This is a genomic window from Amorphus coralli DSM 19760 (assembly GCF_000374525.1).
Lineage (GTDB): Bacteria > Pseudomonadota > Alphaproteobacteria > Rhizobiales > Amorphaceae > Amorphus > Amorphus coralli.
The window spans coordinates 133,819-159,720 of sequence record NZ_KB894574.1 but is presented as its reverse complement, the minus strand read 5'-3'; the positions used below and the strand labels follow the sequence as shown (position 1 = coordinate 159,720).

Here is a 25,902-nt window from a genome sequence, read left to right as displayed (position 1 = left end):
TGCCTGACGCATTCCACGCGAGAAACCGCTGAGCGCCCAGGCTGCCGGCCTGACGATGCGCTCCCTTTCAGCAGGATTGTCCGGATGACGAGCTTCTCTTCCCGCCTGGTCCGCAACGCCGATGCCGCCGCGACGCCACTCGCCGGCGCCAAGGGGCTCCCGGAATGGGACCTGTCGGATCTCTACCCGGCGATGGATTCCGCCGAGGTCACCGAAGACCTCGCCGCGGCCCTGTCGGAATGCGCGGCGTTCGAGGAAGCTTACAAGGGACGGCTCGGCGAACTCGCCGAAGGATCCAATGGCGGTGCGGCTCTGGCCGCGGTGATCTCCTCCTATGAGGCGATCGACGAGAAGCTCGGGCGGCTCGTGTCGTACGCGGGTCTCGTCTATGCCGGCGACACCACCGATGCGAAGCGCTCCAAGTTCTATGGCGACGTGCAGGACAGGCTCACCGCCGCGACGGTGCATCTCCTGTTCTTCACGCTGGAGCTGAACCACATCGACGACGCGGTGATGGAGGCTGCGCTTCAGGATCCCGCGCTTGCCCACTACCGGCCCTGGATCGAGGACGTCCGCAAGGAGCGCCCCTACCAGCTCGACGACAAGCTGGAGCGGTTGTTCCACGAGAAGTCGGTCACCTCGCGCGGCGCCTTCAACCGGCTGTTCGACGAGACCATGGCGGCGATGACCGTCACCATCGGCGAGGAGAAGCTCACCCTCGAGGAGGCGCTGAACAAGCTGCAGGATCCCTCGGGGTCGGTCCGCCGGCAGGCGGCGGAAGCCCTCGCGTCCGTCTTCGGGCAGAACATCCGCACCTTCACGCTGATCACCAACACCCTCGCCAAGGACAAGGAAATCAGCGACACCTGGCGCGGCTTCGAGGACGTGGCCGACTCCCGCCATCTCGCCAACCGGGTCGAGCGCGAGGTGGTCGACGCGCTGGTGGAGGCCGTGCACGAGGCCTATCCGAAGCTGTCGCACCGCTACTACGCGATGAAGGCGCGCTGGCTGGGCCAGGACAAGCTGGAGTTCTGGGACCGCAACGCGCCGCTGCCGGATTCCGACGACCGGATCATCCCGTGGGACGAGGCGCGGGAAAAGGTGCTGGCGGCCTACGGCCGGTTCTCGCCCGACATGGCGGCGCTCGCCGAACGCTTCTTCGAGAACGGCTGGATCGATGCGCCGCCGCGTCCGGGCAAGGCGCCGGGCGCCTTCGCGCATCCGACCATCCCGAGCGTCCACCCCTACGTGCTGCTCAACTACCAGGGCCGAACCCGGGACGTGATGACGCTCGCCCACGAGCTCGGCCACGGCGTGCACCAGCTCCTGGCCGCGCCGAACGGCTCGCTGATGGCGCCGACGCCGCTGACGCTGGCAGAGACCGCCAGCGTGTTCGGCGAGATGCTCACCTTCCAGAGCCTGTTGGCCACGGCGGAGACGCCGGAGCAGCGCCGCACCATGCTCGCCTCCAAGGTGGAGGACATGCTGAACACGGTGGTCCGGCAGATCGCCTTCTACACCTTCGAGCGGCGCATCCACCTGGAGCGGCGCGAGGGCGAGCTGACCTCCGAGCGCATCGGCGAGATCTGGCTGGACGTGCAGCGCGAGAGCCTCGGCCCGGCCATCAACCTCGGCGAGGGCTACGAGACCTACTGGTGCTACGTGCCCCACTTCATCCACTCGCCGTTCTACGTCTACGCCTACGCCTTCGGCGACTGTCTCGTGAATTCGCTCTACGCGGTCTATGAGAAGGCGGAGACGGGGTTCCAGGATCGCTATTTCGACATGCTGCGCGCCGGTGGCACGAAGCATCACTCGGAACTCCTGGCGCCGTTCGGCCTTGATGCGCGGGACCCGGCCTTCTGGCAGAAGGGTCTGGGCGTCATCGAGCGCATGATCGACGAACTGGAGGCGGAGGGGGCCTGACCGACCGGCAGCTGGCCGCGCGGCGCCCCGAGAGGAGGGCTGACATGCCGTTTGTATTCTTTCTGATCCTGATCATCCTGATCGCCACGCTTGGCTTCTGGAAGACCCTCGGGGCGATCCTCGGCGCCGCCGCCATGGTCGTGCTGCTGATCTTCCTGGCGGTCCTCGCCATCCTGATCGGCGGCCTGTGGATGATGCGGCGCTAGCAAATCCCAGGAAAAGTGCTCTTGCGGTTTTCCGTCCGGGATTTGCGTAAAGGCGCGAAATCCCAGGAAAAGTGCTCTTGCGGTTTTCCGTCCGGGATTTGCGTGAAGGCGCGAAATCCCAGGAAAGGGCGAATGCGGTTTTCCGTCCGGGATTTTCGGGACCGGATATTGTCGCTCACGCGCGTTCGTGTCGCTCTGGCCTTTCCGTCCGGACGGGCTAGATAGTCGGCTTCACTCTGCATGAAAGGCTGACCAGCATGGCGACTGATCGGGGATCGGACAGCGAGCGAAACCGGTTTTCCGGCCGGGCCGCCCGCTATGCCCGGGTCGGCACCGGCATGTCCGGTGTCGCGGCCAAGATGATCGGGGCCCGCTTCTTCGGACGGGAGCTGCAGCGTGACGAGCATGCCGGGGAACTGGCCGCTGCCCTCGGCAACCTGAAGGGTCCCCTGATGAAGGTGGCCCAGCTTCTCTCCACCATCCCCGACGCCCTCCCGCCGGAATATGCCGCCGAGCTGGCGACGCTCCAGTCCGATGCGCCGCCGATGGGCTGGGCCTTCGTCAAGCGGCGCATGGCGGCCGAACTGGGGGCGGGTTGGCAGCAGAAGTTCGCCTCGTTCGAGCATCAGCCCGCTGCCGCGGCCTCGCTCGGCCAGGTTCACCGGGCGGTCGGCCACGACGGCAGGCAGCTTGCCTGCAAGCTTCAGTATCCGGACATGGACTCCGCCGTGGAGGCGGACTTGAAGCAGCTCTCCTGGATCTTCTCCATCCATCGCCGGATGAGCCCGGCGCTGGACACGAGCCAGATCGCCCAGGAGATCGGGGAGCGGCTGCGCGAGGAACTCGACTACACCCGCGAGGCGCGGCACGCCCGGCTCTACCGCTCGGTGCTCTCGCAGGAGCCTGGCATCGTGGTGCCCGAGGTGCATTCCGACTTGTCAACGCGCCGCCTGTTGACGCTCACCTGGCTGGACGGCCGCCGACTGCTGGATTTCCGCGATCATCCGCTGGAGGACCGCAACCGGCTTGCCGAGACCATGTTCCGGGCCTGGTGGCGGCCGTTCGCCCGCGTCGGCGTCATTCACGGCGACCCGCATCTCGGCAACTACACCGTCCACGAGCAGGACGGGCGGCCCGGCGGTATCAACCTGCTCGACTATGGGTGCATCCGGATCTTCCCGCCGGGCTTCATCCAGGGCGTGCTGGATCTCTACCAGGGGCTCGCCGACGACGACCGCGACCGGATCGTGTCGGCCTACGAGCGCTGGGGCTTCAAGGGACTCTCCAACGATTTGATCGACGTCCTGAACATCTGGGCGCGCTTCATCTACGGCCCGCTCCTGGACGACCGGGTGCGCACCATCGCCGACGGCACCAAGCCCGGCGACTACGGCCGCCGCGAGGCCTTCTCGGTGCACCAGGCGCTGAAGGAGAAGGGGCCGGTGACGGTGCCGCGCGAGTTCGTGTTCATGGACCGGGCGGCCATCGGGCTCGGTGCGGTGTTCCTGCATCTCGATGCCAAGCTGAACTTCTACGAGCTCTTCCAGTCGGCCATCGACGGCGTCGACGAGGCTGGCATCGCCGGGCGCCAGAAGGCGGCACTCGCCGAGGCGGGCCTGCCGGAGCCGGAGTGGCACCGCGCGGCTTGAGGGCTCCGCAGAGAGGCCAGAAAGCACAAAACCCCGCCGAAGCGGGGTTTTGGGACGAACTCGAATTCAAGACCGCCCGGAACTTGTCATCGTTCGATGGGCAGCCTGCCCAGCAAGCTGGGTCTTAAAGCCCGATAGACGGGATACGGCACTACATATGCGCTTTCATGTCACTCTAAGCAAGTGCTGCAATCCAAGGCCGTAAAGAACGCCTTCACGGACAGCAGCGAGATCTTCCGGGGTCATTCGCGGCGTTTCCCATTTCCGCCTGCCGACCTTAAACCCGTTCAGACGACCCAGTCTGACGTTCGCGATCAGATCGCACTTCGCCCAGCAGGGTAAATCGTCGTCTTCGGTCGGGTGATAATTTTTGGACAGTCTCACAACGTAGGGCTCGGTGTGTCTGGGTGCAGTGAGACTTATGGGGACGACGGTCACAAGCCCGGCACGAAAAGCGAGCCGTGGAGAAATGATAACGACAGGTCGGATCTTGCAGATCTCGGGTTCGACATACCCTGCGAAATCGCAAACCAGAACGGTGCCGGCATGGGGATGAAAATTGATTGCCATAAGAAGCCGTCTCGTCCGCCGGTTGGCAACCTTAGAGCGATTTCCTCTTGGCTCGAAGCCTTTTGCGTATCGGGGAGGCTTGATGCCGCCTCTCCTAACTGTATCGCGGTCTGTCCCCTTGCACTCTGCATCAAAGCCGAGTTGGAATGGGTCGATGTTTCCTTTTCGTTCCATCCGTGCCGCTGATCGCCCATGATCGCGCCGACGTCCGAGCCGACCCGTGACGATGCCGCGCTGCTGCCGGAGCCGTTCGCCGGGTGGTTCCTGTCGCGCGGGTGGACGCCGAGGCCGCACCAGCTCGACCTGCTCGCCCATGCGCGCTCCGGCCGCTCGGCGCTTCTGATTGCCCCTACCGGCGCCGGCAAGACGCTGGCCGGCTTCCTGCCGAGCCTGATCGACCTCGCCGCCGAGAAGAAGCGGCGCAACGCGCTTTCCCGCGAGGGGCCGCACACCCTCTACATCTCGCCGCTGAAGGCGCTGGCCGTCGACATCGCCCGCAACCTGGAGGCGCCTGTCGCGGAGATGGGGCTTCCGGTGAGCGTGGAGACCCGGACCGGCGACACGCCGGTCAACCGCCGTCAGCGCCAGAAGCGGGTGCCGCCGGACATCCTGCTGACCACGCCGGAGCAGGTGGCGCTGTTGCTCGCCGACCGGCAGGCGGAGCGCTTCTTCTCCGAGCTGAAGGTGGTGATCTTCGACGAGCTGCATGCGCTGGTGACCTCCAAACGCGGCGACCTGCTGGCGCTGGGACTTGCCGGACTGCGTCGCCACGCGCCGGCCCTCAGGACAGTCGGCCTGTCGGCAACGGTTGCGGATCCGAATGGCCTGCGCGCCTGGCTGGTGCCGCAGGAGGATCCCGGCGAACCGCGTCTCTCCGAAGTGGTGCAGGTCGCGGGCGGGGCGCGTCCCGACATCCGCATCATCACGGCGGAGGACCGCATTCCGTGGGCCGGCCATTCGGCGCGCTGGGCGCTGCCAGCGGTCTACGAGGCGATCAAGGCGCACGGCACGACGCTGGTCTTCGTCAACACGCGAAGCCAGGCGGAAATGCTCTTCCACGAGCTGTGGCGCATCAACGAGGACACGCTGCCGATCGCCCTTCACCACGGCTCGCTGGACCGCACCCAGCGCCGCAAGGTGGAAGCCGCGATGGCGGAAAACCGGCTGCGCGCGGTGGTCTGCACCTCGACCCTCGATCTCGGCATCGACTGGGGCGACGTGGATCTCGTGATCCATGTCGGCGCGCCGAAGGGGGCGAGCCGGCTCGCCCAGCGCATCGGCCGCGCCAACCACCGCTTCGACGAGCCCTCCCAGGCGATCCTGGTGCCGGCCAACCGGTTCGAGGTGCTGGAATGCCGGGCGGCGCTGGACGCCAACTATATCGGCGCCCAGGACACGCCGCCGATCCGTGATGGGGCGCTCGACGTGCTCGCCCAGCACGTGCTCGGCGCGGCCTGCGCAGCCCCCTTCGATGCAGACGAGCTGCACCGCGAGGTGACCACCGCCTTCCCCTACCGCGCCGTCGACCGCGCGACCTTCGACAAGGTGATCGGCTTCGTGGCGACCGGCGGCTACGCGCTCAGGGCCTACGAGCGTTTCGCCAAGATCAGGCAGATGCCGGACGGGCGCTGGCGGCTGGCGCACCCGAGCGTCGGCCAGCGCTACCGCATGAATGTCGGCACCATCGTCGAGGCGCCGCTGGTCAAGATCCGGCTCGTCGGGCGCGGCAAGGCGGGGCTCCTGTCCGGTCGCGGCCGGGTGCTCGGCGAGATCGAGGAATATTTCATCGAGACCATGTCGCCGGGGGACTCCTTCATGTTCTCCGGCCAGGTGCTGCGCTTCGAGGCGATGCGCGAGCAGGAGGTGCTGGTCACCAAGGCGCGGGACGACACCCCGAAAATCCCGGTCTACGCGGGCGGCAAGTTCCCGCTCTCCACCTACCTCGCAGACGGGGTGCGCGGCCTTCTCGCCGACGAGGCGAGCTGGGAGCGACTGCCCGACCAGGTGCGCGAGTGGCTGAGTGTCCAGCGGCTGCGCTCGGTGCTGCCCACCCGCGGCGAGCTCCTGGTGGAGACCTTCCCGCGCGCCAACCGGCACTACATGGTGGCCTACCCGTTCGAGGGCCGGCTCGCCCACCAGACCCTGGGCATGCTTCTGACCCGCCGGCTGGAGCGGTTCGGCGCCAAGCCGATGGGCTTCGTCGCCTCCGACTATGCGCTCGGCATCTGGGCGCTGGAGGACATGGGGGCGCTGTTCTCCGGTGGCCGCCTGCCGGTGGATGCGCTGTTCGAGGAGGATCTTCTGGGCGACGACCTCGATGCCTGGCTGGCGGAAAGCTATCTCCTGAAGCGGACCTTCCGCGCCTGCGCCGTTGTCTCGCACCTGATCGAGCGCCGCCACCCGGGCAAGGAGAAGACGGGCCGGCAGGTCACCGTCTCCACCGACCTGATCTACGACGTTCTGCGCGAGCACGAGCCAGACCATCTCCTGATGCGGGCGACCTGGGACGATGCGGCGGCTGGGCTTCTCGACATCCATCGGCTGGGCGAGATGCTGTCGCGCATCCGGGGCCGAATCGTCCATAAGCGGCTCGAACGGGTGTCGCCGCTGGCGGTGCCCATCCTTCTCGACATCGGCAAGGAATCGGTGGGTGGAGAGGCTGACGAATCCATTCTGGCCGATGCCGGTGAGGCGCTGATCGAGGAGGCGATGCGATGAATGCCCATCCGATCTCCGCACCGGTGCGCACATACAGGGCGGTCGAGATCGGCGGCATGTCCGCGATCCTCGACCCGTCGGGCGCCCTCTACTGGGAAGAGCACGAGACGCTGGTTGCGGCCGATCTGCATCTGGAGAAGGGGAGCTCGTTCGCCCGCCGGCGGACCTTCCTTCCGCCCTATGACAGCCAAGCCACGCTGGCGCGACTTGCCGACGTGGTGGCGCGCTTTTCGCCGAAGCGTATCGTGGCACTGGGCGATTCCTTTCACGACCGCACCGCCGGCGAACGGCTCTCGGAGGCCTCCGGCCGGGTCGTGCGCACCCTGGCAGGGCGGGCGGACTTCGTCTGGGTGACGGGCAACCACGACCCGGAGCCGCCGACCGACTGGGGTGGCCGCGTGGTGCCTGAGATCGTTATCGGCGGGGTCTGCTTCCGGCACGAACCCTCCTTAGGGCCCGTCACGGTACCCGAGGTGGCCGGTCATCTTCACCCTGTGGCGCGGGTGTCAGGGCGGGGCAAATCGGTCCGTTGCCGCTGCTTCGTGGGATGCGGAATGCGGGCGGTGATGCCGGCCTTCGGCGCTTACACCGGCGGGCTGGATATTCGGCATTCGGCCTTTCACGGCCTGTGGCCGCGCCGGTCGGACGTACGCGCCTTCCTTCTGGGCCGCGATCAGGTCTACGCCGTCGGTCCGGACCGGCTGTTTGCCTGAGCGAATCGCGGCAGCGCGCGCTGCCCTACAATTAAGCAGCGCCTAATGAACGAGCTTCCTGCGAGAGATTGGAATCGCTACAGTCTGATGACAATAATCTGACGTCAGCCTCGCGGCGCCGAGTCCCCCCACCCGGCGCCGTTTTTCTGTCCAGGCGGTGCCTGAGACGATCAGTTGCGCGCTGCCGCCTCGGTCAGCCGATCGACGAAATTGCGCGACCAGCGCGCGGCAGTGGTGTGCGTGATCCGGCTGTAAAGCCGCTCCCACCGATCCTTGCGTTCGTCCTGGGGCATGCGGATGCCGGTCTGCAGCGCTTCGGCGATGGCATCGATCGAATAGGGGTTGACGATGAGCGCCTCGCGCAGCTCCTCCGCCGCACCGGCGAAGCGCGAGAGCACCAAAACGCCGGGATCTTCCGGATCCTGTGCCGCGACATACTCCTTGGCGACGAGGTTCATGCCGTCGCGCAGCGGCGTGACCAGGCCGATGAGGCTGGCCCGATAGATGCCGGCCAGCGCCCGGCGGGGCAGCGACTGGGTGAGGAACGAGATCGGCGTCCAGTCGATGTCGGAAAACCGTCCGTTGATGCGACCCGTCAGGCCCTCCAGCGAACGCTGAATGTCGGCATAGGCCCGCACCTCCGAGCGCGAAGGCGGAGCCACCTGCATGAAGGAGACCCGCCCCCGGTTCTCCGGATAGTCCTCGAACAGCCGCTCCACCGCGCGGAAGCGTTCCGGCAGGCCCTTGGAATAGTCGATCCGGTCGACGCCGACGATCTGGATCTGCCCGTTGAGCAGCGTCTTCAGGCGACGGTAGTTGCGCTGACCTTCGCCCGACACGGCATAGTCGGCGAAAGTCTCCGCATCGATGCCGATCGGGAAGGCGCCAAGCTCGACGCTGCGGCCCAGGACCGAAAGCGACCCGTCCTCGCCCTCGCTGGCCCCGGCCTCCTCGAGAAGGTAGCGGCGCAGGGCGGACGCGTCGCGTTCCGACTGGAAGCCGATCAGGTCATAGGCGAGGAGCGAGCGCACCATGCCGGCATGGTTCGGCAGCGCGGTCAGGACTTCCGGCACGGGGAAGGGAATGTGCAGGAAGAAGCCGATCGGGTTCTCCACGCCCATGGCGCGCAGCTGGGCACCCAGTAGCATGAAATGGTAGTCGTGGACCCAGATGATGTCGTCGGGTTCCAGAAGCGCCTTCAGGCGCGTGGCGAAGCGCTCGTTCACCCGGCGATAGCCTTCGTCGAACTTCCGGTCGAAGTCGGTCAAATCGAGCCGGTAGTGCATCGTCGGCCACAGGCAGCGATTGGCGTAGCCGGCGTAGTATTCGTTGTAGTCGGCTTCCGACAGGTCGATCGTGGCGATGCGCACGTTGCCGGAGGACTGCTCGCGCAGCGGCGAGAAGGTGCCCTCCTCGGATATCTTGCCCGACCAGCCGAACCAGACGCCGCCGCGTTCCCGGAGCACGTCCACGAGCGCAACGGCCAGACCCCCGGCCCGGCCGGTGTCCTTCAGCGGCCCAACACGGTTCGAAACGACTACCAGACGTCCCATTTCCCCCCTCAGACCATCTTGTCCCAGCGCCGGCTCAGGCGCATCGCGCCGTTGATGATGCCAACCATCGAGTAGGTCTGCGGGAAGTTGCCCCACAGCTCGCTGTTCGACGGATCGACGTCTTCGGAGAGCAGTCCCAGATGGTTCCGGCTTGCCAGCATGGATTCGTAGATTTCCCGGGCCTCCTCGGTGCGCTCGAGCCGCGCGAGCGCGTCTATGTACCAGAACGTGCAGATGTTGAATGCGGTTTCAGGTCGTCCGAAATCGTCTGCTGCGGCGTAGCGATAGAGGTGGTTTCCGTGACGAAGCGTCTCGCCGATCTTTTCCACGGTTGCGACGAAGCGCGGATCGTGGGGTGACACCAGTCCCACCTCGGCCGCCAGCAGCAGGCCCGCGTCGAGGTCGGTGCCTTCGAAACTCTCGGTGAAGGCTCCGAGTTCCTCGTTCCAGGCGCGTTTCAGGATGGTTTCGCGCACTTCGTTGGCGCGGGCACGCCAGCCCTTCGGATCGAGGCCCAGCCGGTTGGCGATCTTGGCCAGCCGGTCGAGCGCCGCCCAGCACATGAGGCTCGAAGAGGTATGCACCCGCGCCCGGGTCCTCAGCTCCCACATGCCCGCGTCGGGCTTGTCGTGCAGCTCGTAAGCCTTCTCGCCGATGGCCTCCAGCTGGTGAAAATCCTCCACGCCGGAGGGCCGGAACAGGCGCTGGTCGAAGAAGGCCTGGGCCGCGCCCAGCACGATGTTGCCGTAGACGTCGTGCTGGAAGTGCTCATAGGCCTGGTTGCCGATGCGCACCGGCCCCATGCCGCGATAGCCCGGCAGATCGACGGTGTCCTCGATCAGGGCGCGCTCGAGCCCGATGCCGTAGACGGGCTGGACGTGGCCGCCGTCGGTCATCGCGATGATGTTGTTGATGTAGCGGAGATAGTTCTCCATCGTCTCCAGGTCCGAGAGCCCGTTGAGCGCCCGGACGACGAAGAAGGCGTCGCGCAGCCAGCAGTAGCGGTAGTCCCAGGTCCGGCCCGAATGCGGCGCCTCCGGGATCGAGGTGGTGATCGCGGCGACGATGGCGCCGGTCTCCTCGAAGGTGCACATCTTCAACGTGATGGCGGCCCGGATGACGGCGTCCTGCCATTCCAGCGGCAGGCCGAGCCGGCGCGACCAGCCGCGCCAGTGGGCCTCGGTGTTCTCCACGAAGGTGTGCGCGATCTTCACCGGATGATCGGTGAGGGTCTCGTCCGGTCCGAGGAAAAGCGCCAGCTCGCGGTCGAGCTGGAACCACGTTTCCTCGCGGATGTAGGTGACCGGCGCGTTGGTGGTCATGCGCAGGGCAATGCCATCGCCCACATAGCGGATGTGGTTGGAGCCGGAGGTGATCTCCGGCGCGGCGCGGGCCCAGCCGAACACCGGGCGGATGCGGATGCGGATGCGCGGCCGGCCCACCAGCGGCCGCACCTGGCGGACGATCTGGGTGGGTCGGAACATGCGGCCGCGCGCCTCGAAGCGCGGCGCGTGATCGAGGATTTCCACCACCGAGCCGTCTTCGGAGAACAGCTTCGTCGACAGGATCGCCGTGTTGGTGACGTAGCTCTGCTCGGTGCGGACCTGGTTCTCGATCTCGACCGTGAAGGCGCCGTCTGCGGGGTCGCCCGAGCGGCTTCCGAGCAACGAGTGGAAGACCGGTTCCCCGTCGTAGCGAGGCAGGCACCACCAGACGATCCGGGCGTCCTTGTCGATGAGGACGGCGACGGAACAGTTGCCGATCAGGCCGAGGTCGAGTGAGCTCATGATGCCAGCGAGGTCTCCGGGTTTGCGAGGCGGTGGAGCCAGTCCATGACGGCCCGGCTTCCGGCCAGGCGGAAGGGGGCGTCGGTGAAGCCGTCGCCGACCTTGACGGGCACCCCGTCGAGCCCGGCAACGATGCGGAACCCGTCCTCGTCCGTCACGTCGTCGCCAAGAAACACCGGCGTCCGGCCGAGGAAGGGTGCGGCGGTCATGAAATCCGTGATGGCCGTGCCTTTGTTCACGTCGCCGCGCTTGGCCTCGACGACCATCTTGCCCTCGATCAGGTGAAGCTCGTCGAGATCGCGGGCGATGTCGCGCAGGGTGTCGATCACCGCGTCGCCGCGCTCCGGCGCGCGGCGATAGTGAACGGCGAGGCCGGCGCCCTTGTCCTCCAGGCTGACACCGCCGGAGATCAGACCGGAGTGCGCGAGGCGGTCATGCAGGACGGCAAGCTGCTCGGACGCGGGCATCTCCAGCACGGCGCCACCGTCGCGGCGCCGCTGCTCGATGCCGTGCAGACCTGCGGCGGGAAGCGCCAGCGGCGCCAGGTGATGGTCGATCTCGGCGATCCGGCGCCCTGAAACGATGGCGAGCGCGCCCTCGACGCGCTCCTGGACGCGCTGCAGGATGTCGGGCAGTTCGGGGGGAACGACGATCGCGTCCGGTGTCTCCGCGATGTCCACGAGGGTCCCGTCGAAATCGAGAAACACGGCGGGACGAGACGGGATCGGAGGATGCGTCATGGCTTTCCTTTTAGCCGAGGCGTGGGGCCGGGTCGACCGCCGGTCGCGGGCCGTCAGGCGGCGAGAGTCTTCTCCGGGCTCTTGCAGATGTCGGCGATCAGGCAAGCCACGCAGTCGGGTTTCCGCGCCTTGCAGACATAGCGCCCGTGCAGGATCAGCCAGTGATGGGCATGCTGCTTGAAGCGCGCCGGGATGACCTTCTCCAGGTGCGCCTCGACGGCGTCCACCGTCTTGCCGGGCGCAAGGCCGATCCGGTTGGCGATCCGAAAGATGTGGGTGTCCACGGCGATGGTCGGGTCCCCGAACGCGATGTTGAGGACAACGTTCGCCGTCTTGCGGCCTACGCCGGGCAGCGCCTGCAGCGCCTCGCGGTCGCGCGGCACCTCGGCGCCGTGGTTCGCGATCAGCGCCTGCGACAGCGCGATCACGTTCTTCGCCTTGTTGCGGTAGAGGCCGATGGTCTTGATGTGATCGCGCACCGCGGCCTCGCCAAGCGCGACCATCGCTTCCGGGGTGTCGGCGGCGGCGAACAGGCCGCGCGTTGCCTTGTTCACCCCGACATCGGTGGCCTGGGCCGACAGCACCACGGCCACCAGCAGCGTGTAGGGATTGACGTAGAGCAGCTCGCCGCGCGGCTCCGGCTCACGGGCATGGAAGCGCTCGAAGATCTCTTCGATTTCCGCCTTCGTATAGGATGTGCGGGTGGCGGAGAGCGCCCGGCGTTTCGGGGCTCTGGGCTTCGCCGCGCCGCTCTTGGCATCGTTTGCGGATCGGGTGCGCGACGTGGTCTTCGATTCGGCCATTTCGGTTCTATAATTGGGTTCCATGACAGAGGGCAACACGACCTGGGATCGCGAGACCGGCGCACCGTTCTTTTCGGCGGTGCTGACGCCGCATCGCTCGCTCGGACGGCGCGGCTTCCTGGTGATGATGGGCATCGCCACGCTGATCGCGCTGTGGTCGGGCGTGCGCTTCTACGCCATCGGCGCCTGGCCGGTGGCGCTGTTCATGGTGGCCGACGTCGGTCTTCTCTATTTTGCGTTCCGCCTGAACTACCGGTCCGCCCGGGCCTTCGAAGAGGTCCACGTCTCCACGACGGAAGTGCTGGTTCGCCAGGTGACCGCCAGCGGGCGGTTGCGCGAGCACCGCTTCAATCCGGCCTGGGCCCGCCTCAGCGTAACCCGCTTGGCCGACGAGGGCGTCACGCGGCTGGACCTGATGTCGCACGGCCGCAGCCTTGTGCTTGGGGCCTTCCTCAATCCCGACGACCGGGAGAGCTTCGCGAGCGCGTTCGGCTCGGCGCTGGCGGATGCGCGCAGCGGCGGACCACGCGCGGCGTGACGGCGTTCGAAAACGGGTCGCGCGCGCGCCGCGCGCGGTGTTGGGTGGCTCCATGACGACAAACAAGGAGCCCCGCGCCATGCTCGGACCCGCAATCGACAGTCTGCCGGAGGCCGTGCCGGCGCCTTCCTCCGAAGAGCCCGGCAGCGACTACGCCATTGTCCGTCGGGCGCTCGAACAGATCAGCCGTCGCTACCAGGATCAGCCGAGCGTGCCGGACATCGCCCGGTCGGTCGGGGTGACGCCCGTGCAGCTCACCCGCGTCTTCGACCGCTGGGCGGGGCTGACCCCGAAGCAGTTCCTGCAGGCCGTCACGCTCGATCACACGCTGCGGCTTCTGGACGAACGGGCCAGCGTTCTGGACGCCACCTTCGAGGCGGGGCTGTCCGGTCCGGGCCGGCTGCACGACCTGTTCGTCACCCATGTCGCGATGCCGCCCGGCGTCTACCGGGAGCGCGGCCGGGGTATCGAGATCCGCTGGGGCTGGCATGCAAGCCCGTTCGGCAACGCGCTCTTGATGGTCACGGACTATGGCCTTGCCGGCCTGGCTTTCGCCGATCCGGGAGAGGAGCAGGCGGCCTTCGACGACATGGCCGGCCGCTGGCCGAATGCGGCGTACCGCGAGGCGCCGGAGGAAACCGCCGCGACGGCGGTTCGCATCTTCGAACCGGGGGCCTGGACGGCCGACCAGCCGGTGCGGGTGGTCCTGATCGGGTCCGACTTCGAGGTCCAGGTCTGGGAGACGCTGCTGAAGGTGAAGCCGGGCGAGGCGACCACCTACACGGATGTGGCCCGCCACATCGGTCGGCCCCGGGCGATGCGGGCGGTGGGCTCGGCGGTGGGCCGCAACCCGATCTCCTTCGTGGTGCCGTGCCACCGGGTGCTCGGCAAGGGCGGCAGCCTGTGCGGCTATCACTGGGGGCTGACGCGTAAGCGGGCCATTCTCGGCTGGGAGGCCGGCCGCTTCGCGGCTTGACACACTGCGAAAACGGCGATTGCACCTCTCCCGGCTTCGGGACGCCGGGTCTTCCGCCACCGTCGGACTTTCTCTGCGGCGAGCAATGATCTACGGATCATGCCATGCCAAAGACGGTTGGTCGCTCGGCGGGGGGACGGATGATGCAGCACGACCGCAGCATCGCGGTGATCGGTCTTGGATATGTCGGGCTGCCGGTGGCGGTTGCGCTTGCCGCGTCCGGCGCACCGGTCATCGGGTTCGACATCAGTCGGCGTCGGGTGGCGGAGCTGCAGGCCGGGCGCGACCACACCCGCGAGGTGGATGCCGCCGCTCTCTCCGGTTCGTCGATCCGCTTTTCCGCCGACCCGGATGCGCTCCGGGACGCGGACTTCTTCATCGTCACCGTGCCGACGCCGATCGACGCCGCCCGCCGCCCGGACATGAGCGCCGTCATGGCGGCAAGTGAGACGGTCGGCGCGGCGCTCTCCCCCGGTGCCATTGTCGTCTACGAATCGACCGTCTATCCCGGCGCCACCGAGGATGAGTGCGTGCCGGTGCTTGAGCGCGCGTCGGGCCTGACCTGCGGCCGCGACTTCACCGTCGGCTACTCGCCGGAGCGCATCAATCCCGGCGACAGGGAGCATCGGCTGGAGACCATCGTGAAGGTCGTTGCCGGTCAGGACGACGCCACCCTCGACGTGGTGGCCGCCGTCTACGGCTCCGTGGTCACCGCCGGCATCCACCGCGCCCCGTCGATCCGAGTGGCGGAAGCGGCGAAGGTGATCGAGAACGCCCAGCGCGACCTCAACATTGCCTTCATGAACGAACTCTCCGAGATCTTCGGGCGCATGGACATCGACACATACGACGTGCTGGCGGCGGCCGGTACGAAGTGGAACTTCCTGCGCTTCACGCCGGGGCTGGTGGGCGGTCACTGCATCAGCGTCGATCCCTACTATCTGACCCACAAGGCCCAGATGGTTGGCCTCCACCCGGAAGTTATTCTGGCGGGCCGGCGCACCAACGACGATGCCGGCGCGCGGATCGGGCGGGCCTGCGTTCAGCTTGTTGCCAGCCGACCGCGTCCCGGTCGGCGGATCACCGTGCTGGGCGTGACCTTCAAGGAGAACGTGCCCGACATCCGCAATTCCAAGGTGATCGACGTCATCCGCGAGCTCCAGCGCTTCGGGATGGAGGTTGCGGTGTCCGACTGCCTTGCCGATCCCGACGAGGTGCGCGCCGAGTACGGTCTCGATCTGGTGCCGGAAACCGCGCTTGGCGAGGCGGACGCGGTCGTCCTGGCGGTGCCGCATGCGTCCTATCTGGAGCGGGGCTGGGATTTCATCGCCGGGTTGCTGTCGTCCGGTGACGGGGTGGTGATGGATCTGAAGGCCCGCCTCGACCGAGGCCGGAAACCCGAAGCGGTCCGCCTGTGGCGGCCATAATTCCGTCGCTGCCGGCATGTCGGTTGCGCGGTGGACACATCAATCGGACAGAACAAGAAAGACCGGCCGCCCCATGAAGGTTCTCGTTACCGGCGCCGCCGGCTTCATCGGCTTCCAGACAGCCCTGCGCCTTATCGAGCGCGGTGACACCGTGGTCGGGTTCGACGTGGTCAACGACTACTACGATCCCGCCATCAAGGAAGCACGTCTCAAGGTTCTTGAAGAAACCGCGGCCCGCGCCCAGGGCGATTTCGCCTTTGTGCGGGCCAACCTGGCGGACCGGGAGGCGGTGGAGCAGTGCTTCGCCACCCATGGCTTCGACCGGGTCATCCATCTCGCGGCCCAGGCGGGCGTTCGCTACAGCCTGGTCAATCCGCATGCCTATGTGGAATCGAACCTGATCGGCTTCACCAACATCCTGGAGGCCTGCCGGCACGCGCAGACGCCGCACCTGACCTACGCATCCACCTCGAGTGTCTACGGCGCCAACACGAAAATGCCGTTCTCGGAGCACGACGGGGTGGACCATCCGCTGCAGTTCTACGCCGCCACCAAGCGCGCCAACGAGCTGATGGCGCATTCCTACAGCCATCTCTATCGCCTTCCAACGACGGGCCTGCGCTTCTTCACGGTGTACGGGCCATGGGGACGGCCGGACATGGCGCTCTTCATGTTCACCAAGAACATCCTTGCCGGTGAGCCGATCCCGGTCTTCAACCACGGCAACCACACCCGCGACTTCACCTATGTCGACGACATCGTGGAAGGGGTGATCCGGGTGTCCGACCAGATCGCCGAGCCGGATCCCGCCTGGGACCCGTCGGATCCCGATCCGCGGTCGTCCAATGCGCCGTTCCGGATCTTCAACATCGGCAACAACGCGCCGGTGAAGCTGTCCGCCTATATCGAGGCGATCGAGGAAGCTGTCGGCAAGCCCGCAATCAAGGAGATGCTGCCGCTGCAAGCGGGCGACGTGCCCGACACCTATGCCGATGTCTCCGAGCTGGAGGCGGCGGTGGGCTACAAGCCCGCCACGCCGGTGCGTGAGGGCGTCGCCCGGTTCGTCCGGTGGTACCGGGACTATTACGGCTCCTGAGCCGGCTCAGGACCGGGAAACAGGTCATTCGACCTGCCACGCAGCCGATAGGCGAGCAGGCCCAGCCATTCGTGGGCGGCGGCGTCCATCAGGCCGAGCCCGGCGGAGAGTCTGGCGACGAGACCAGGCCAGTCGCCGTCCCGGGTCTGGTAGTCGACCGGCCAGGGGACGAGGCCGCCCCAGCCGGCCCGCCGAAAGGCCCCGACCGCCCTGGGCATGTGCCAGGCCGAGGTTACCAGAATCCAGGTCTCGCCGGTCTGTGGCAGAAGAGCCTCCCGGGCGAAGCGGGCATTGTCCCATGTGGTGGCCGAGCGGATGTCTCCGGAAATCCGGGAGCCCTCCACGCCGAAACTCTGCAGCAGCCGCTTGCCGACGGACAACTCGGTCGCGCCCGAGGCATCGGCCGGGGAACCGCCGCTTGCGATGAAGATCTTCGCGTCGGGAAAACGGCGGGCCAGGCCGGCCACCACGGTGAACCGGTCACCGGCGCCGCTGATGGAAATCGGCCGTCCGTCGCCCATCATCGCGGCATTGATGGCCCCGCCGAGGATGATGATGCCCCGAGGGTCGCTGGCGACCGTCGGAGAGGGCTGAAACCGATCCTCCAGCGGTCGCAGCAGAGCGAGGCCGAGCGTGGTGTATCCAAACAGGACGATGAGAACTGCTCCGAGGCCGGCCAGTCCGAGCCCGCTGCGGTGCCGGCCGACGACCAGCAGGATCAGGCCGACAGCGAGCACCACCACGATCGCGTTAGACGGCGTAACGAGGAAGCGCAGGATGCTGTCGATTACCGGAAGCATGTGGCGCCTTGCGGTCTGAAGGGGTGCGCGATGGGCGCCGTGAGGGTCGCCGAGCGTCATGGCGCCTCGGGGGATGGGGCAAAGCCTACCGGCACATGAATGCCGCGGATACGCGCATGGCGCCAGTGGGATGAGGGGTTGCAACGTAAGAATGCTGGTTGAATGCGCGGGGACGCCCTGCTAAGCGACGCGTCATCGGTGACGCACACCTCATCCTGGTGGTGCAGCAGCCGCCGGGAGACCGTCGTGGCGAAGCGATTTCTGGTAACCGGAGGGGCGGGCTTCATCGGCTCGGCCGTGGTCCGTCTTCTGCTGTCGGACACCGATGCCGACGTGGTTGTGCTGGACAAGCTCACCTACGCGGGCACGTTGAGCTCTTTGGCGTCGGTCCGCTCGAATCCCCGCTTCCGGTTCATCCGCGCCGACATCGGCGACGCGCCCCGGGTAGGCGCGCTCCTCGCCGACTTCCGACCGGATATCGTTCTCAACCTGGCTGCCGAAACCCATGTCGACCGCTCGATCGACGGGCCGATGGACTTCGTGACGACGAACGTCGTCGGAACCGTCGCGCTGCTGCAGGAAGTCTCGCGCCACTGGCAGACGCTGGCGGGTGACGAGCGCGACCGGTTCCGTTTCCACCACGTGTCCACCGACGAGGTTTACGGCACGCTCGGCTCCGAGGGGCAATTCACCGAGGAGACCGCCTACCGTCCGAACTCGCCCTACTCGGCGTCGAAGGCGGCTTCGGACCATTTCGTGCGCGCCTGGCGCGAGACCTACGGCCTGCCGGCGATCGTTACCAACTGCTCCAACAATTACGGGCCTTTTCAGTTTCCCGAGAAGCTGATCCCGCTGATGATCCTGAACGGACTCGACGGCCAGCCGCTGCCTGTCTACGGCACCGGCGACAACGTGCGCGATTGGCTGTTTGTCGAGGATCACGCCCGCGCCCTGGTGCTGGTCGCCACCGAGGGCCGGCCCGGTGACGTCTACAATATCGGCGGTCGCACCGAAGTCCGGAACATTGAGGTGGTGCGGACGATCTGTGCGCTTCTCGACGAGATGGTGCCGGGAGAGGCGGGCCCGCGCTCCGACCTGATCCGTTTCGTGCCCGACAGGCCCGGCCATGATCTGCGCTACGCGATCGATGCGTCGCGGATCGATCGCGACCTCAACTGGTCCCCGAGCGAGAGTTTCGAGGGCGGGCTGCGCAAGACGATCCGCTGGTATCTCGACAATCAGGCATGGTGGGAGCCGCTACGCCGCGTCTATCGCGGCGAGCGGTTGGGTGCCGTTGGCGCGGGCGCTGCTGCTGGGAGGGAGGCTCGCTAGAGGTGGAGATCGAGGCAACCGCGATTCCGGACGTGATGATCGTGCGGCCACGCCGGCACGGGGACCATCGCGGCTTTTTCTCCGAAGTCTATCGCGACGATGTATTCCGCGACGCCGGCCTGCCAGTGGACTGGGTGCAGGAGAACCATTCCCACTCGAGCGCGAAAGGGACGGTACGCGGGCTCCATTTCCAGTTCCCTCCCGTTGCCCAGGACAAGCTGGTGCGCGTGGTCCGCGGGGCGGTCTTCGACGTGGCCGTGGACATGCGGCATTCCTCGCCGACCTTCGGCCGGTTCGTGGCGCAGGAACTCTCGGCGGACAATGGGTTGCAGCTTTTCGTGCCGAAAGGCTTCGCGCACGGCTTCTGCTCGCTCACATCCAACGTGGAGATTGTCTACAAGGTCACGGCCTTCTATTCGCCCGACCACGATGCCGGTTTTGCCTGGGATGACCCGGACATCGGCATCGACTGGCCGGTAGACCCTGGCGAGGCGGTTCTCTCCGACAAGGATCGGGACCTGCCAAGGCTTGCCCAACTGCCGGCGATCTCCGAATGGGACCGGTAGGGGCCGCGATGCGTATCGCCGTGATCGGACGATCGGGGCAACTCGCCCGCGCGCTCGCCGAACGGGCGGAGACGGTCGGGTGGCAGCCTGTTTTCCTGGGTCGGCCCGAGCTCGATCTCGCCTCACCGGCAGGCCTGGCCGAAAAACTGGCAAGTGTCCGACCCACCGCCATCCTCAATGCGGCCGCCTACACCGACGTGGACCGAGCGGAAAGCGAGGTGGACGTCGCGCATGCGATCAACGTGGAAGGGGCCGAAGCCGTTGCCCGGGCGGCCGCAGCGCTCGGGGTGCCGGTCATCCATGTCTCGTCGGATTACGTGTTCGACGGCAGCGGCGCACGGCCCTGGCGCGAGACCGACCCGACCCATCCCCTGGGCGTCTACGGAGCCACGAAACTCGCGTCCGAGGATGCGGTGCGCAATTCTGCGCACAATTGCGCAATTCTGCGCACCTCCTGGGTCCATGCGCCGTACGGGCGGAACTTCGTGCGCACCATGCTGCGTCTGGCGGAAGATCGGGAAGCCGTAAAGGTCGTCGACGACCAGGTTGGCGCTCCGACCTACGCCGGGGACCTCGCCGAAGCGGCCCTCGCAGTCGCCTTCAGCCTTGCAACTCGTCCGGGGGACATGGGCCTGCGCGGCATCTTCCACGTGGCGAACGGCGGCGAGGCCTCCTGGGCCGACGTGGCGGAGACAGCGTTCGCGGTATCGGCTGCAGCCGGTGGGCCGTCGGCACGGGTGATCCGCATCGCCAGCGCGGACTATCCGACGCCGGCGCGCCGTCCGCTGAACTCGCGCCTCGATACGAGAAAGCTCGCCACCGTGCACGGCATCCGGCTGCCCGACTGGCGGTCATCGCTGCGGATCTGCGTCGAGCGGATCATTCGGGAAGGAACCATCCGATGAAGGGCATCATTCTCGCGGGAGGCAGCGGAACGCGCCTCTATCCGATGACCCATGTCGTCTCCAAGCAGCTCCTGCCAGTCTACAACAAGCCGATGGTCTACTATCCGCTGACCACGCTGATGCTGGCCGGGATCCGGGAGATCCTGGTGATATCCACGCCTCGCGATGTGCCGCTCTTCCGACAGATGCTCGGCGACGGAAGCCAGTGGGGCCTGTCGCTCACCTATGCCGAGCAGCCGCGCCCGGAAGGCCTCGCCCAGGCGTTGACGATCGGCGAGGACTTTCTGGAGGGCGGGCCGTGCGCACTGATACTCGGCGACAACATTTTCTACGGTCACGGTCTTCCGGAGTTGTTGGGAGAGGCGGTCGCAAGCCTGTCCGGCGGCACGATCTTCGCCTACCAGGTCGGCGACCCGGGCCGGTACGGCGTGGTCACCCTGTCGCAGGACGGCAAGGCCACGTCCATCGAGGAGAAACCGAAGCGGCCGCGCTCGAACTGGGCCGTGACCGGTCTCTATCTCTACGACGGCGATGCGCCGTCGATCGCGCGGGCGCTGCGGCCCTCCGACCGAGGCGAGCTTGAGATCACGGACGTCAACCGGACCTACATGGAAAGGGGCGACCTGGCGGTGCAGCGTGTCGGTCGGGGCTTTGCCTGGCTGGATACAGGGACGCCGGAATCGCTGATGCAGGCAGCAGAGTATGTCCGCGCGCTGGAGCATCGGCAGGGGTTGCGGATCGCCTGTCCGGAAGAGATCGCCTATTCGCGCGGCTGGATCAGCCGCACCGAGCTTCTGGTCCTGGCTGCAGCCTTCGGCGCAAGCGATTATGGCCGCTACATCGCGACCCTTGTCGATCCTGCTTGATTTGTGCCGGCAGATTCGCAATCAAAAGGTGTTGATTTCCATCTGCTACACGGTCCAAGAGGCTGTGCCATGTCCGATCGCAGTACCACGATATGCCCCTACCCTGCGTCCGGACGGAGTTCGCTCGGCGTGCGCAAGCGCGTGCTCGTCACCGGCGGCGCTGGGTTCATGGGCTCGCATCTCTGCGAGCGCCTGATCGCGGAAGGTGACGAGGTCCTGTGCGTCGACAACTTCTTCACGAGCGGGCGGCAGAACATCGAGCACCTGATCGGCCAGAAGCGCTTCGAGCTGATGCGCCACGACGTGACCTTTCCGCTCTATGTCGAGGTCGACGAGATCTACAACCTCGCCTGCCCGGCTTCGCCGATACACTATCAGCACGATCCCGTCCAGACGACCAAGACGTCGGTGCATGGGGCGATCAACCTTCTGGGGCTCGCCAAGCGCCTGCGCTGCCCGATCATGCAGGCCTCCACGAGCGAGGTCTACGGCGACCCAAGGATCCATCCCCAGCCGGAGAGCTACTGGGGCAACGTCAATCCGATCGGGCCGCGCTCCTGCTACGACGAGGGCAAGCGCTGCGCGGAGACGCTGTTCTTCGACTATCGCCGGCAGCACGGCATGCCGGTGAAGGTGGCCCGGATCTTCAACACCTACGGCCCCCGCATGCACCCCAACGACGGGCGTGTGGTCTCCAACTTCATCGTGCAGGCGCTGCGGGGGGAGGCCATCACCATTTATGGCGATGGCAGCCAGACGCGGTCGTTCTGTTTCGTCGACGACATGATCGACGGATTCAGGCGGCTGATGGCGACACCGGACGACTTCACCGGGCCCGTCAATATCGGCAATCCGCGGGAGTTCACCATCCGGCAACTGGCCGATCTGGTTATCGAGATGGTCGGATCGACGTCGTCTCTGGTGCACAAGCCGCTCCCCGAAAACGATCCGCTGCAGCGCCAGCCCGACATCACGCTGGCGCGCGATGCGCTCGGCTGGCAGCCGACGACTGCACTGGAAGAGGGCCTGAAGCGCACGATCGCCTATTTCGATAGGCTTTTGTCGAGCGTGCCCTAGCAAGGCGCCTGCGAATTATGGGTGCGTACCGGGAAACCGAGACTGTCGGGGAAGGCTTGTCAGCAACAATGATCTGTCGGCATGAGAAGTCCTCCTCTGCACGAAAAAGCTTGGATGCCTCCAGCACCAAGTCGCTCTACGACACCGTCTATGAGGTCGGAGGCCACAACTATGCCGGGCTGTTGCCGGGCGCCCTAGACACGAGGCCGAACATTCAGATGGAGGCTGTCAGGGCATGGCTCGGCAAATTGAGGCTGGGTAACGATGCTCGTGTCGTGGAAGTTGGCTGCGGTTTGGGCGATCTTCACCGCTGTCATGCGAACTGGCTCGGTTTCGAGTATTCGGGAACGGCACTCCGCCTCGCGAAACAGCGCCACGGCGAGGTGCTCCGTGTCGCGGAAGCGGATGCGCGCGCCCTTCCACTGAAGGACGAGTCGGTCGATTTTCTTTTCAGCTTTGCAACGCTCGAACACGTGCCGGAAGTCGAACTGGCGTTCGACGAGATTTCCCGAGTCGTGAAACCTGGAGGCGTTGCGTTTCTTTGTCCTGCGTGGAACTGCCGGCCATGGACAGTCAAGAAGCTTCAACAGCGACCTTATTCCGATCTCACTATCGCCGAGCGCGTCGGCAAGTTTGCGATACCCCTTCGAGAATGGATCGTGTTTCGCATGGTGATCGCGATACCAAGCCGTTTCTGGCGAGAGTTCAAGCTTAGTCTGGGTTGTTCTGTATCACTGGACTATAGAAGGCTTTCGCCGGACTTTAGCCTGTGGGACAGATTTCCTCACGTATCCGACGATGACGCCTTTGTAAGTATGGATGCCCATGCTGCACTTGCCTATTTCAAGTCTAGGCGTTGGTACGCAGTCTCTCATCCGGGGCTTTTTGGTCGCCTCATTTGTCGTGGAGGGGGGATTGTCGTCCAGAAGCTTGCGTGATCTCGCCCTTATTCAGGATTTCCCGTCACGTGGGGGTATCTGCATCGCATATGTCTACAGGAAGCGGAGATCGAATGCCTTCAGCATCGAGGAGCTCTTCCATGCGATTGCCGGTGAAGTCAGCCGCCAGGCAGATGTCGTCGAGTACGAGGCGCGGGGCCGCTCAATGGCGCTGGCGGATGCGCTCGCGCTGCGGCGGCTGGATGCCGATATCTACCACGTGACCGGCGACATCACCTATCTGGCGCTGCTTCTGCCGCGTCGGAAGACGGTCATTACCATCCATGATCTCGGCAATTTCCGGTTTGGCCTGACTGGGGCGAAACGCTGGCTCTACAAATGGTTCTGGATGCTGCTCCCGATGCGCCGGGCAGCGGCCACAACGGCGGTGTCCGACGAGACCAGATCAGCCATCTGCCATGATCTTCAGGCGGATCCTTCGACAGTCAGGGTCGTCGACAATTGCCATCGACCGCAGTTCCGGCCCTCGCCGAAACCGTTTCCGCGCGGGCGCATCCGGATCCTGCAGGTGGGCACCAAACCCTACAAGAACGTGGTCCGCCTGGCGGAAGCGCTTCGCGGCCTCGATGTGACCCTGGTGCTCGTCGGCCGGATCGACGCTGAGCTTGCCACGGCGCTTGAGCGCAACGGGATCGATCACGAGACCCATGTCGACCTGTCGACCGAGGCGCTGCACGCCCTCTATGTCGACTGCGATATTGTCGCCTTCGCCTCCACCGGCGAGGGCTTCGGCGTTCCGATCATCGAGGCGCAAGCCATCGGTCGTCCACTGGTGACAAGCGACGTCGCGCCGCTTCGAGATGTCGCCGGCGATGGCGCCTGCCTGGTCGATCCGCTCGACGTGGCGTCGATCCGCGCCGGGTTCGATCGCATTCTGGAGGACCCTGCCTATCGGCAGGCCGTGGTGGATGCAGGCCTTCGGAATGTCGAGCGCTACTCCCCGGAAAGGGTGGCGAATGCCTATCTCGCGCTCTACCGCGAGGTAGCCGGCCAGTGACTGACCGCCCGATCCATGTCACGGAACCCTTCCTGCCGCCGCTTGAGGACTTCGTTCCCTATCTGGAGGCGATCTGGGAGCGGAAATGGCTGACCAACAATGGCGCCTTCCACCAGGAGTTCGAACGCGCGCTCGCGGACTATCTGGGCGTCGAGCACCTCTCCCTATTCACCAACGGAACGATTGCGCTCGTCACCGCCCTGCAGGCGCTGGACATCACCGGCGAGGTGATCACCACGCCCTATTCGTTCGTGGCGACCGCGCATTCGCTTGTCTGGAACAATCTCACTCCGGTCTTCGTCGACATCGATGCGGAAACGATGAATCTCGACCCGGACCGGATCGAGGCGGCGATCGGCCCGGAAGCGACCGCGATCCTTCCGGTGCACTGTTACGGTGTTCCGTCGGAGGTCGGTCGGATCGGCGAGATCGCCAGCGCCCAAGGCCTGAAGGTGATCTATGATGCCGCCCATGCCTTTGGCGTCGGCTTTCGCGGAGAAAGCCTGCTGCGGCACGGCGATCTCTCGGTTTTGAGCTTCCACGCCACCAAGGTCTTCAACACCTTCGAGGGCGGAGCGATCGTCTGCCCGGATGCCGAGACCAAGCAGCATATCGACTACCTGAAGAATTTCGGCTTCGCCGACGAAGTGACCGTCGTCGAGGCGGGCATAAATGGAAAGATGAATGAGGTGCAGGCGGCCATGGGCCTGCTTCAGCTTCGGCATATCGACGAGGCGATCGAGCGGCGCAGCGCGGTGCATCGCCGCTACCACGACGCGCTTGGCGGCATGGAAGGCCTCGTGCTCCCGTCCGAACCTGCGGAGACGCGGTACAATCACGCCTATTTCCCCATCCGGGTGACGGAGTCCTTCAGCGTCTCGCGTGATGGGCTCTACGCCCATCTGAAGGACCGGGGCATCTTCGGGCGCCGCTATTTTTATCCCCTGATCAGCACGATGCCGATGTATCGCGGCCTGCCGAGCGCCGCCGCCCACAACCTGCCGGTTGCCACGCGGGTCGCCAGCGAGGTCATCTGCCTGCCGATGTACCCAACCCTCACGGCGGACGTTCAGGACCGGGTCATCGACGCCATCCGGGAGGCGCGCTGATGGCCTTTTACACGGATGACGAGCTTGCAGATCTGGGGCTGGGGCGGTTCGGCGAAAACGTCCTCATCTCGCGCAAGTCCTCCTTGTACAATCCCGGCGACATATCGCTTGGCAGCAATGTTCGTATCGATGATTTCTGCGTTCTTTCGGCGGGTGAAGGTGGAATTGAGATCGGCGACTATGTACACATTGCAGTCTATTCCAGTCTGATTGGGACGGGCCGGATCCGTATTTGCGATTTCTGCAACATTTCTTCTCGCGTTTCGATCTATTCATCGAACGATGATTACTCAGGACGATCGATGACCAATCCAATGGTGCCAGCGCGCTTCAAGAGCGTGCAGGTCGACGACGTCTTTTTCGGAAAGCATGTGATCGTCGGGTCGGGCTCGGTCATTCTGCCGGGCGTGACGCTGGAGGAGGGGGTGGCCATCGGTGCGCTGAGCCTGGTGAAGGCTTCGTGCGCGGCATTCGGCATCTACGCGGGCGGCCGCCAGGTCGGCGAGCGCAGCCGTGATCTGCTGGACCTGGAAGCCCGTTTATTGTCCGGACAGGGCGCGCCGGAAAACGGCGAGGCCTAGACCAACGC

At 65.9% G+C, this 25,902-nt stretch carries 24 protein-coding genes; 18 read left to right on the top strand and 6 right to left on the bottom strand.

The features are described from left to right. Nucleotides 1-84 precede the first annotated feature (84 nt). The 3 genes from C507_RS0113775 to C507_RS0113765 all read left to right on the top strand — a co-directional run bounded on the left by C507_RS0113775 (nucleotide 85) and on the right by C507_RS0113765 (nucleotide 3,781). The gene (locus C507_RS0113775; protein ID WP_018700292.1) at nucleotides 85-1,926 is read left to right on the top strand and encodes a M3 family oligoendopeptidase; all 1,842 of its coding nucleotides are present in this window, start codon (nucleotides 85-87) and stop codon (nucleotides 1,924-1,926) included. A gap of 44 nt (nucleotides 1,927-1,970) precedes the next feature. After that, a complete protein-coding gene (locus tag C507_RS23290; RefSeq protein WP_018700291.1) occupies nucleotides 1,971-2,132 on the top strand; it encodes a hypothetical protein in 162 nt (53 codons plus the stop codon). A 257-nt stretch (nucleotides 2,133-2,389) separates the two neighbouring features. After that, complete coding sequence (locus C507_RS0113765) at nucleotides 2,390-3,781, top strand: ABC1 kinase family protein (RefSeq protein WP_018700290.1); 1,392 nt, start codon at nucleotides 2,390-2,392, stop codon at nucleotides 3,779-3,781. 165 nt (nucleotides 3,782-3,946) lie between these two features. Here C507_RS0113765 and C507_RS23685 read toward each other — a convergent pair whose 3' ends face one another. Next, a complete protein-coding gene (locus C507_RS23685; RefSeq protein ID WP_169508974.1) occupies nucleotides 3,947-4,351 on the bottom strand; it encodes a type II toxin-antitoxin system PemK/MazF family toxin in 405 nt (134 codons plus the stop codon). 192 nt (nucleotides 4,352-4,543) lie between these two features. Between C507_RS23685 and C507_RS0113760 the strand changes: the two genes are divergently transcribed. Together C507_RS0113760 and pdeM are read left to right on the top strand one after the other, a co-directional pair. Next, nucleotides 4,544-7,069: a ligase-associated DNA damage response DEXH box helicase gene (locus C507_RS0113760; protein ID WP_018700289.1), complete on the top strand. Its 2,526-nt coding sequence runs from the start codon at nucleotides 4,544-4,546 to the stop codon at nucleotides 7,067-7,069. Then, the gene (pdeM, locus tag C507_RS0113755) at nucleotides 7,066-7,782 is read left to right on the top strand and encodes a ligase-associated DNA damage response endonuclease PdeM (protein ID WP_018700288.1); all 717 of its coding nucleotides are present in this window, start codon (nucleotides 7,066-7,068) and stop codon (nucleotides 7,780-7,782) included. The genes C507_RS0113760 and pdeM overlap by 4 nt, the downstream gene beginning before the upstream one ends. A gap of 170 nt (nucleotides 7,783-7,952) precedes the next feature. Here pdeM and C507_RS0113750 read toward each other — a convergent pair whose 3' ends face one another. Genes C507_RS0113750 through nth form a run of 4 tightly spaced genes read right to left on the bottom strand, consistent with a single transcriptional unit; the run spans nucleotide 7,953 to nucleotide 12,665 of the window. Next, entirely contained in the window at nucleotides 7,953-9,335 is a 1,383-nt protein-coding gene (locus tag C507_RS0113750; protein ID WP_018700287.1) for an alpha,alpha-trehalose-phosphate synthase (UDP-forming), read from the bottom strand. A gap of 8 nt (nucleotides 9,336-9,343) precedes the next feature. Beyond that, nucleotides 9,344-11,122 (bottom strand): glycoside hydrolase family 15 protein, encoded by a 1,779-nt coding sequence (locus C507_RS0113745; RefSeq protein WP_018700286.1) that lies wholly within the window; start codon nucleotides 11,120-11,122, stop codon nucleotides 9,344-9,346. Beyond that, complete coding sequence (otsB, locus tag C507_RS0113740; protein WP_018700285.1) at nucleotides 11,119-11,862, bottom strand: trehalose-phosphatase; 744 nt, start codon at nucleotides 11,860-11,862, stop codon at nucleotides 11,119-11,121. Before otsB ends, C507_RS0113745 begins: the two co-directional genes overlap by 4 nt. A gap of 53 nt (nucleotides 11,863-11,915) precedes the next feature. Next, nucleotides 11,916-12,665, bottom strand: a complete 750-nt coding sequence (gene nth, locus C507_RS0113735; protein WP_018700284.1) for an endonuclease III — start codon at nucleotides 12,663-12,665, stop codon at nucleotides 11,916-11,918. Between the two features lie 22 nt (nucleotides 12,666-12,687). Here nth and C507_RS0113730 point away from each other — a divergent pair, with 22 nt between their 5' ends. The 4 genes from C507_RS0113730 to C507_RS0113715 all read left to right on the top strand — a co-directional run bounded on the left by C507_RS0113730 (nucleotide 12,688) and on the right by C507_RS0113715 (nucleotide 16,702). Next, nucleotides 12,688-13,203 (top strand): DUF2244 domain-containing protein, encoded by a 516-nt coding sequence (locus C507_RS0113730; RefSeq protein ID WP_018700283.1) that lies wholly within the window; start codon nucleotides 12,688-12,690, stop codon nucleotides 13,201-13,203. Nucleotides 13,204-13,282: 79 nt separating this feature from the next. Next, entirely contained in the window at nucleotides 13,283-14,179 is an 897-nt protein-coding gene (locus C507_RS0113725) for a methylated-DNA--[protein]-cysteine S-methyltransferase (protein ID WP_018700282.1), read from the top strand. Nucleotides 14,180-14,322: 143 nt separating this feature from the next. Next, nucleotides 14,323-15,606, top strand: a complete 1,284-nt coding sequence (locus tag C507_RS0113720; RefSeq protein ID WP_018700281.1) for a nucleotide sugar dehydrogenase — start codon at nucleotides 14,323-14,325, stop codon at nucleotides 15,604-15,606. Nucleotides 15,607-15,679: 73 nt separating this feature from the next. Further along, nucleotides 15,680-16,702, top strand: coding sequence for an NAD-dependent epimerase (locus C507_RS0113715; RefSeq protein ID WP_018700280.1), 1,023 nt, complete (start codon nucleotides 15,680-15,682; stop codon nucleotides 16,700-16,702). On the opposite strand, the gene C507_RS0113710 is transcribed toward C507_RS0113715, so the two are convergent. Next, on the bottom strand, nucleotides 16,690-17,502 hold the full coding sequence (locus tag C507_RS0113710) for a YdcF family protein (protein ID WP_026319085.1): 813 nt from the start codon (nucleotides 17,500-17,502) through the stop codon (nucleotides 16,690-16,692). The two genes, C507_RS0113715 and C507_RS0113710, sit on opposite strands and share 13 nt — an antisense overlap. A gap of 246 nt (nucleotides 17,503-17,748) precedes the next feature. On the opposite strand from C507_RS0113710, the gene rfbB reads away from it, so the two are divergent. The 9 genes from rfbB (at nucleotide 17,749) to C507_RS0113665 (ending at nucleotide 25,894) form a co-directional block, all read left to right on the top strand. Next, nucleotides 17,749-18,834 carry a dTDP-glucose 4,6-dehydratase gene (rfbB, locus tag C507_RS0113705; RefSeq protein WP_018700278.1) on the top strand — a complete coding sequence of 362 codons (1,086 nt, stop codon included), beginning with the start codon at nucleotides 17,749-17,751 and terminating at the stop codon, nucleotides 18,832-18,834. 2 nt (nucleotides 18,835-18,836) lie between these two features. Then, nucleotides 18,837-19,400 carry a dTDP-4-dehydrorhamnose 3,5-epimerase gene (gene rfbC / locus C507_RS0113700; RefSeq protein WP_018700277.1) on the top strand — a complete coding sequence of 188 codons (564 nt, stop codon included), beginning with the start codon at nucleotides 18,837-18,839 and terminating at the stop codon, nucleotides 19,398-19,400. Between the two features lie 8 nt (nucleotides 19,401-19,408). Continuing rightward, nucleotides 19,409-20,305 (top strand): dTDP-4-dehydrorhamnose reductase, encoded by an 897-nt coding sequence (gene rfbD / locus C507_RS0113695; protein WP_018700276.1) that lies wholly within the window; start codon nucleotides 19,409-19,411, stop codon nucleotides 20,303-20,305. Continuing rightward, nucleotides 20,302-21,171: a glucose-1-phosphate thymidylyltransferase RfbA gene (rfbA, locus tag C507_RS0113690; protein WP_018700275.1), complete on the top strand. Its 870-nt coding sequence runs from the start codon at nucleotides 20,302-20,304 to the stop codon at nucleotides 21,169-21,171. Before rfbD ends, rfbA begins: the two co-directional genes overlap by 4 nt. Nucleotides 21,172-21,240: 69 nt before the next feature. Further along, nucleotides 21,241-22,248 carry a UDP-glucuronic acid decarboxylase family protein gene (locus tag C507_RS0113685; protein WP_051089779.1) on the top strand — a complete coding sequence of 336 codons (1,008 nt, stop codon included), beginning with the start codon at nucleotides 21,241-21,243 and terminating at the stop codon, nucleotides 22,246-22,248. A 110-nt stretch (nucleotides 22,249-22,358) separates the two neighbouring features. Continuing rightward, nucleotides 22,359-23,186 (top strand): class I SAM-dependent methyltransferase, encoded by an 828-nt coding sequence (locus C507_RS22845; protein WP_169508973.1) that lies wholly within the window; start codon nucleotides 22,359-22,361, stop codon nucleotides 23,184-23,186. Next, complete coding sequence (locus tag C507_RS21395) at nucleotides 23,074-24,204, top strand: glycosyltransferase family 4 protein (RefSeq protein WP_169508972.1); 1,131 nt, start codon at nucleotides 23,074-23,076, stop codon at nucleotides 24,202-24,204. The genes C507_RS22845 and C507_RS21395 overlap by 113 nt, the downstream gene beginning before the upstream one ends. After that, nucleotides 24,201-25,313 (top strand): DegT/DnrJ/EryC1/StrS family aminotransferase, encoded by a 1,113-nt coding sequence (locus C507_RS0113670; RefSeq protein ID WP_018700271.1) that lies wholly within the window; start codon nucleotides 24,201-24,203, stop codon nucleotides 25,311-25,313. The genes C507_RS21395 and C507_RS0113670 overlap by 4 nt, the downstream gene beginning before the upstream one ends. Then, nucleotides 25,313-25,894, top strand: coding sequence for an acyltransferase (locus tag C507_RS0113665; protein WP_018700270.1), 582 nt, complete (start codon nucleotides 25,313-25,315; stop codon nucleotides 25,892-25,894). The genes C507_RS0113670 and C507_RS0113665 overlap by 1 nt, the downstream gene beginning before the upstream one ends. Nucleotides 25,895-25,902: the final 8 nt, after the last annotated feature.

Coding starts and splice junctions, on each gene's coding strand:
- C507_RS0113775 (WP_018700292.1), top strand. CDS start 85: ATGACGAGCTTCTCTTCCCGCCTGGTCCGCAACGCCGATGCCGCCGCG.
- C507_RS23290 (WP_018700291.1), top strand. CDS start 1,971: ATGCCGTTTGTATTCTTTCTGATCCTGATCATCCTGATCGCCACGCTT.
- C507_RS0113765 (WP_018700290.1), top strand. CDS start 2,390: ATGGCGACTGATCGGGGATCGGACAGCGAGCGAAACCGGTTTTCCGGC.
- C507_RS23685 (WP_169508974.1), bottom strand. CDS start 4,351: ATGGCAATCAATTTTCATCCCCATGCCGGCACCGTTCTGGTTTGCGAT.
- C507_RS0113760 (WP_018700289.1), top strand. CDS start 4,544: ATGATCGCGCCGACGTCCGAGCCGACCCGTGACGATGCCGCGCTGCTG.
- pdeM (WP_018700288.1), top strand. CDS start 7,066: ATGAATGCCCATCCGATCTCCGCACCGGTGCGCACATACAGGGCGGTC.
- C507_RS0113750 (WP_018700287.1), bottom strand. CDS start 9,335: ATGGGACGTCTGGTAGTCGTTTCGAACCGTGTTGGGCCGCTGAAGGAC.
- C507_RS0113745 (WP_018700286.1), bottom strand. CDS start 11,122: ATGAGCTCACTCGACCTCGGCCTGATCGGCAACTGTTCCGTCGCCGTC.
- otsB (WP_018700285.1), bottom strand. CDS start 11,862: ATGACGCATCCTCCGATCCCGTCTCGTCCCGCCGTGTTTCTCGATTTC.
- nth (WP_018700284.1), bottom strand. CDS start 12,665: ATGGCCGAATCGAAGACCACGTCGCGCACCCGATCCGCAAACGATGCC.
- C507_RS0113730 (WP_018700283.1), top strand. CDS start 12,688: ATGACAGAGGGCAACACGACCTGGGATCGCGAGACCGGCGCACCGTTC.
- C507_RS0113725 (WP_018700282.1), top strand. CDS start 13,283: ATGCTCGGACCCGCAATCGACAGTCTGCCGGAGGCCGTGCCGGCGCCT.
- C507_RS0113720 (WP_018700281.1), top strand. CDS start 14,323: ATGCAGCACGACCGCAGCATCGCGGTGATCGGTCTTGGATATGTCGGG.
- C507_RS0113715 (WP_018700280.1), top strand. CDS start 15,680: ATGAAGGTTCTCGTTACCGGCGCCGCCGGCTTCATCGGCTTCCAGACA.
- C507_RS0113710 (WP_026319085.1), bottom strand. CDS start 17,502: ATGCTTCCGGTAATCGACAGCATCCTGCGCTTCCTCGTTACGCCGTCT.
- rfbD (WP_018700276.1), top strand. CDS start 19,409: ATGCGTATCGCCGTGATCGGACGATCGGGGCAACTCGCCCGCGCGCTC.
- rfbA (WP_018700275.1), top strand. CDS start 20,302: ATGAAGGGCATCATTCTCGCGGGAGGCAGCGGAACGCGCCTCTATCCG.
- C507_RS0113685 (WP_051089779.1), top strand. CDS start 21,241: ATGTCCGATCGCAGTACCACGATATGCCCCTACCCTGCGTCCGGACGG.
- C507_RS21395 (WP_169508972.1), top strand. CDS start 23,074: ATGCTGCACTTGCCTATTTCAAGTCTAGGCGTTGGTACGCAGTCTCTC.
- C507_RS0113665 (WP_018700270.1), top strand. CDS start 25,313: ATGGCCTTTTACACGGATGACGAGCTTGCAGATCTGGGGCTGGGGCGG.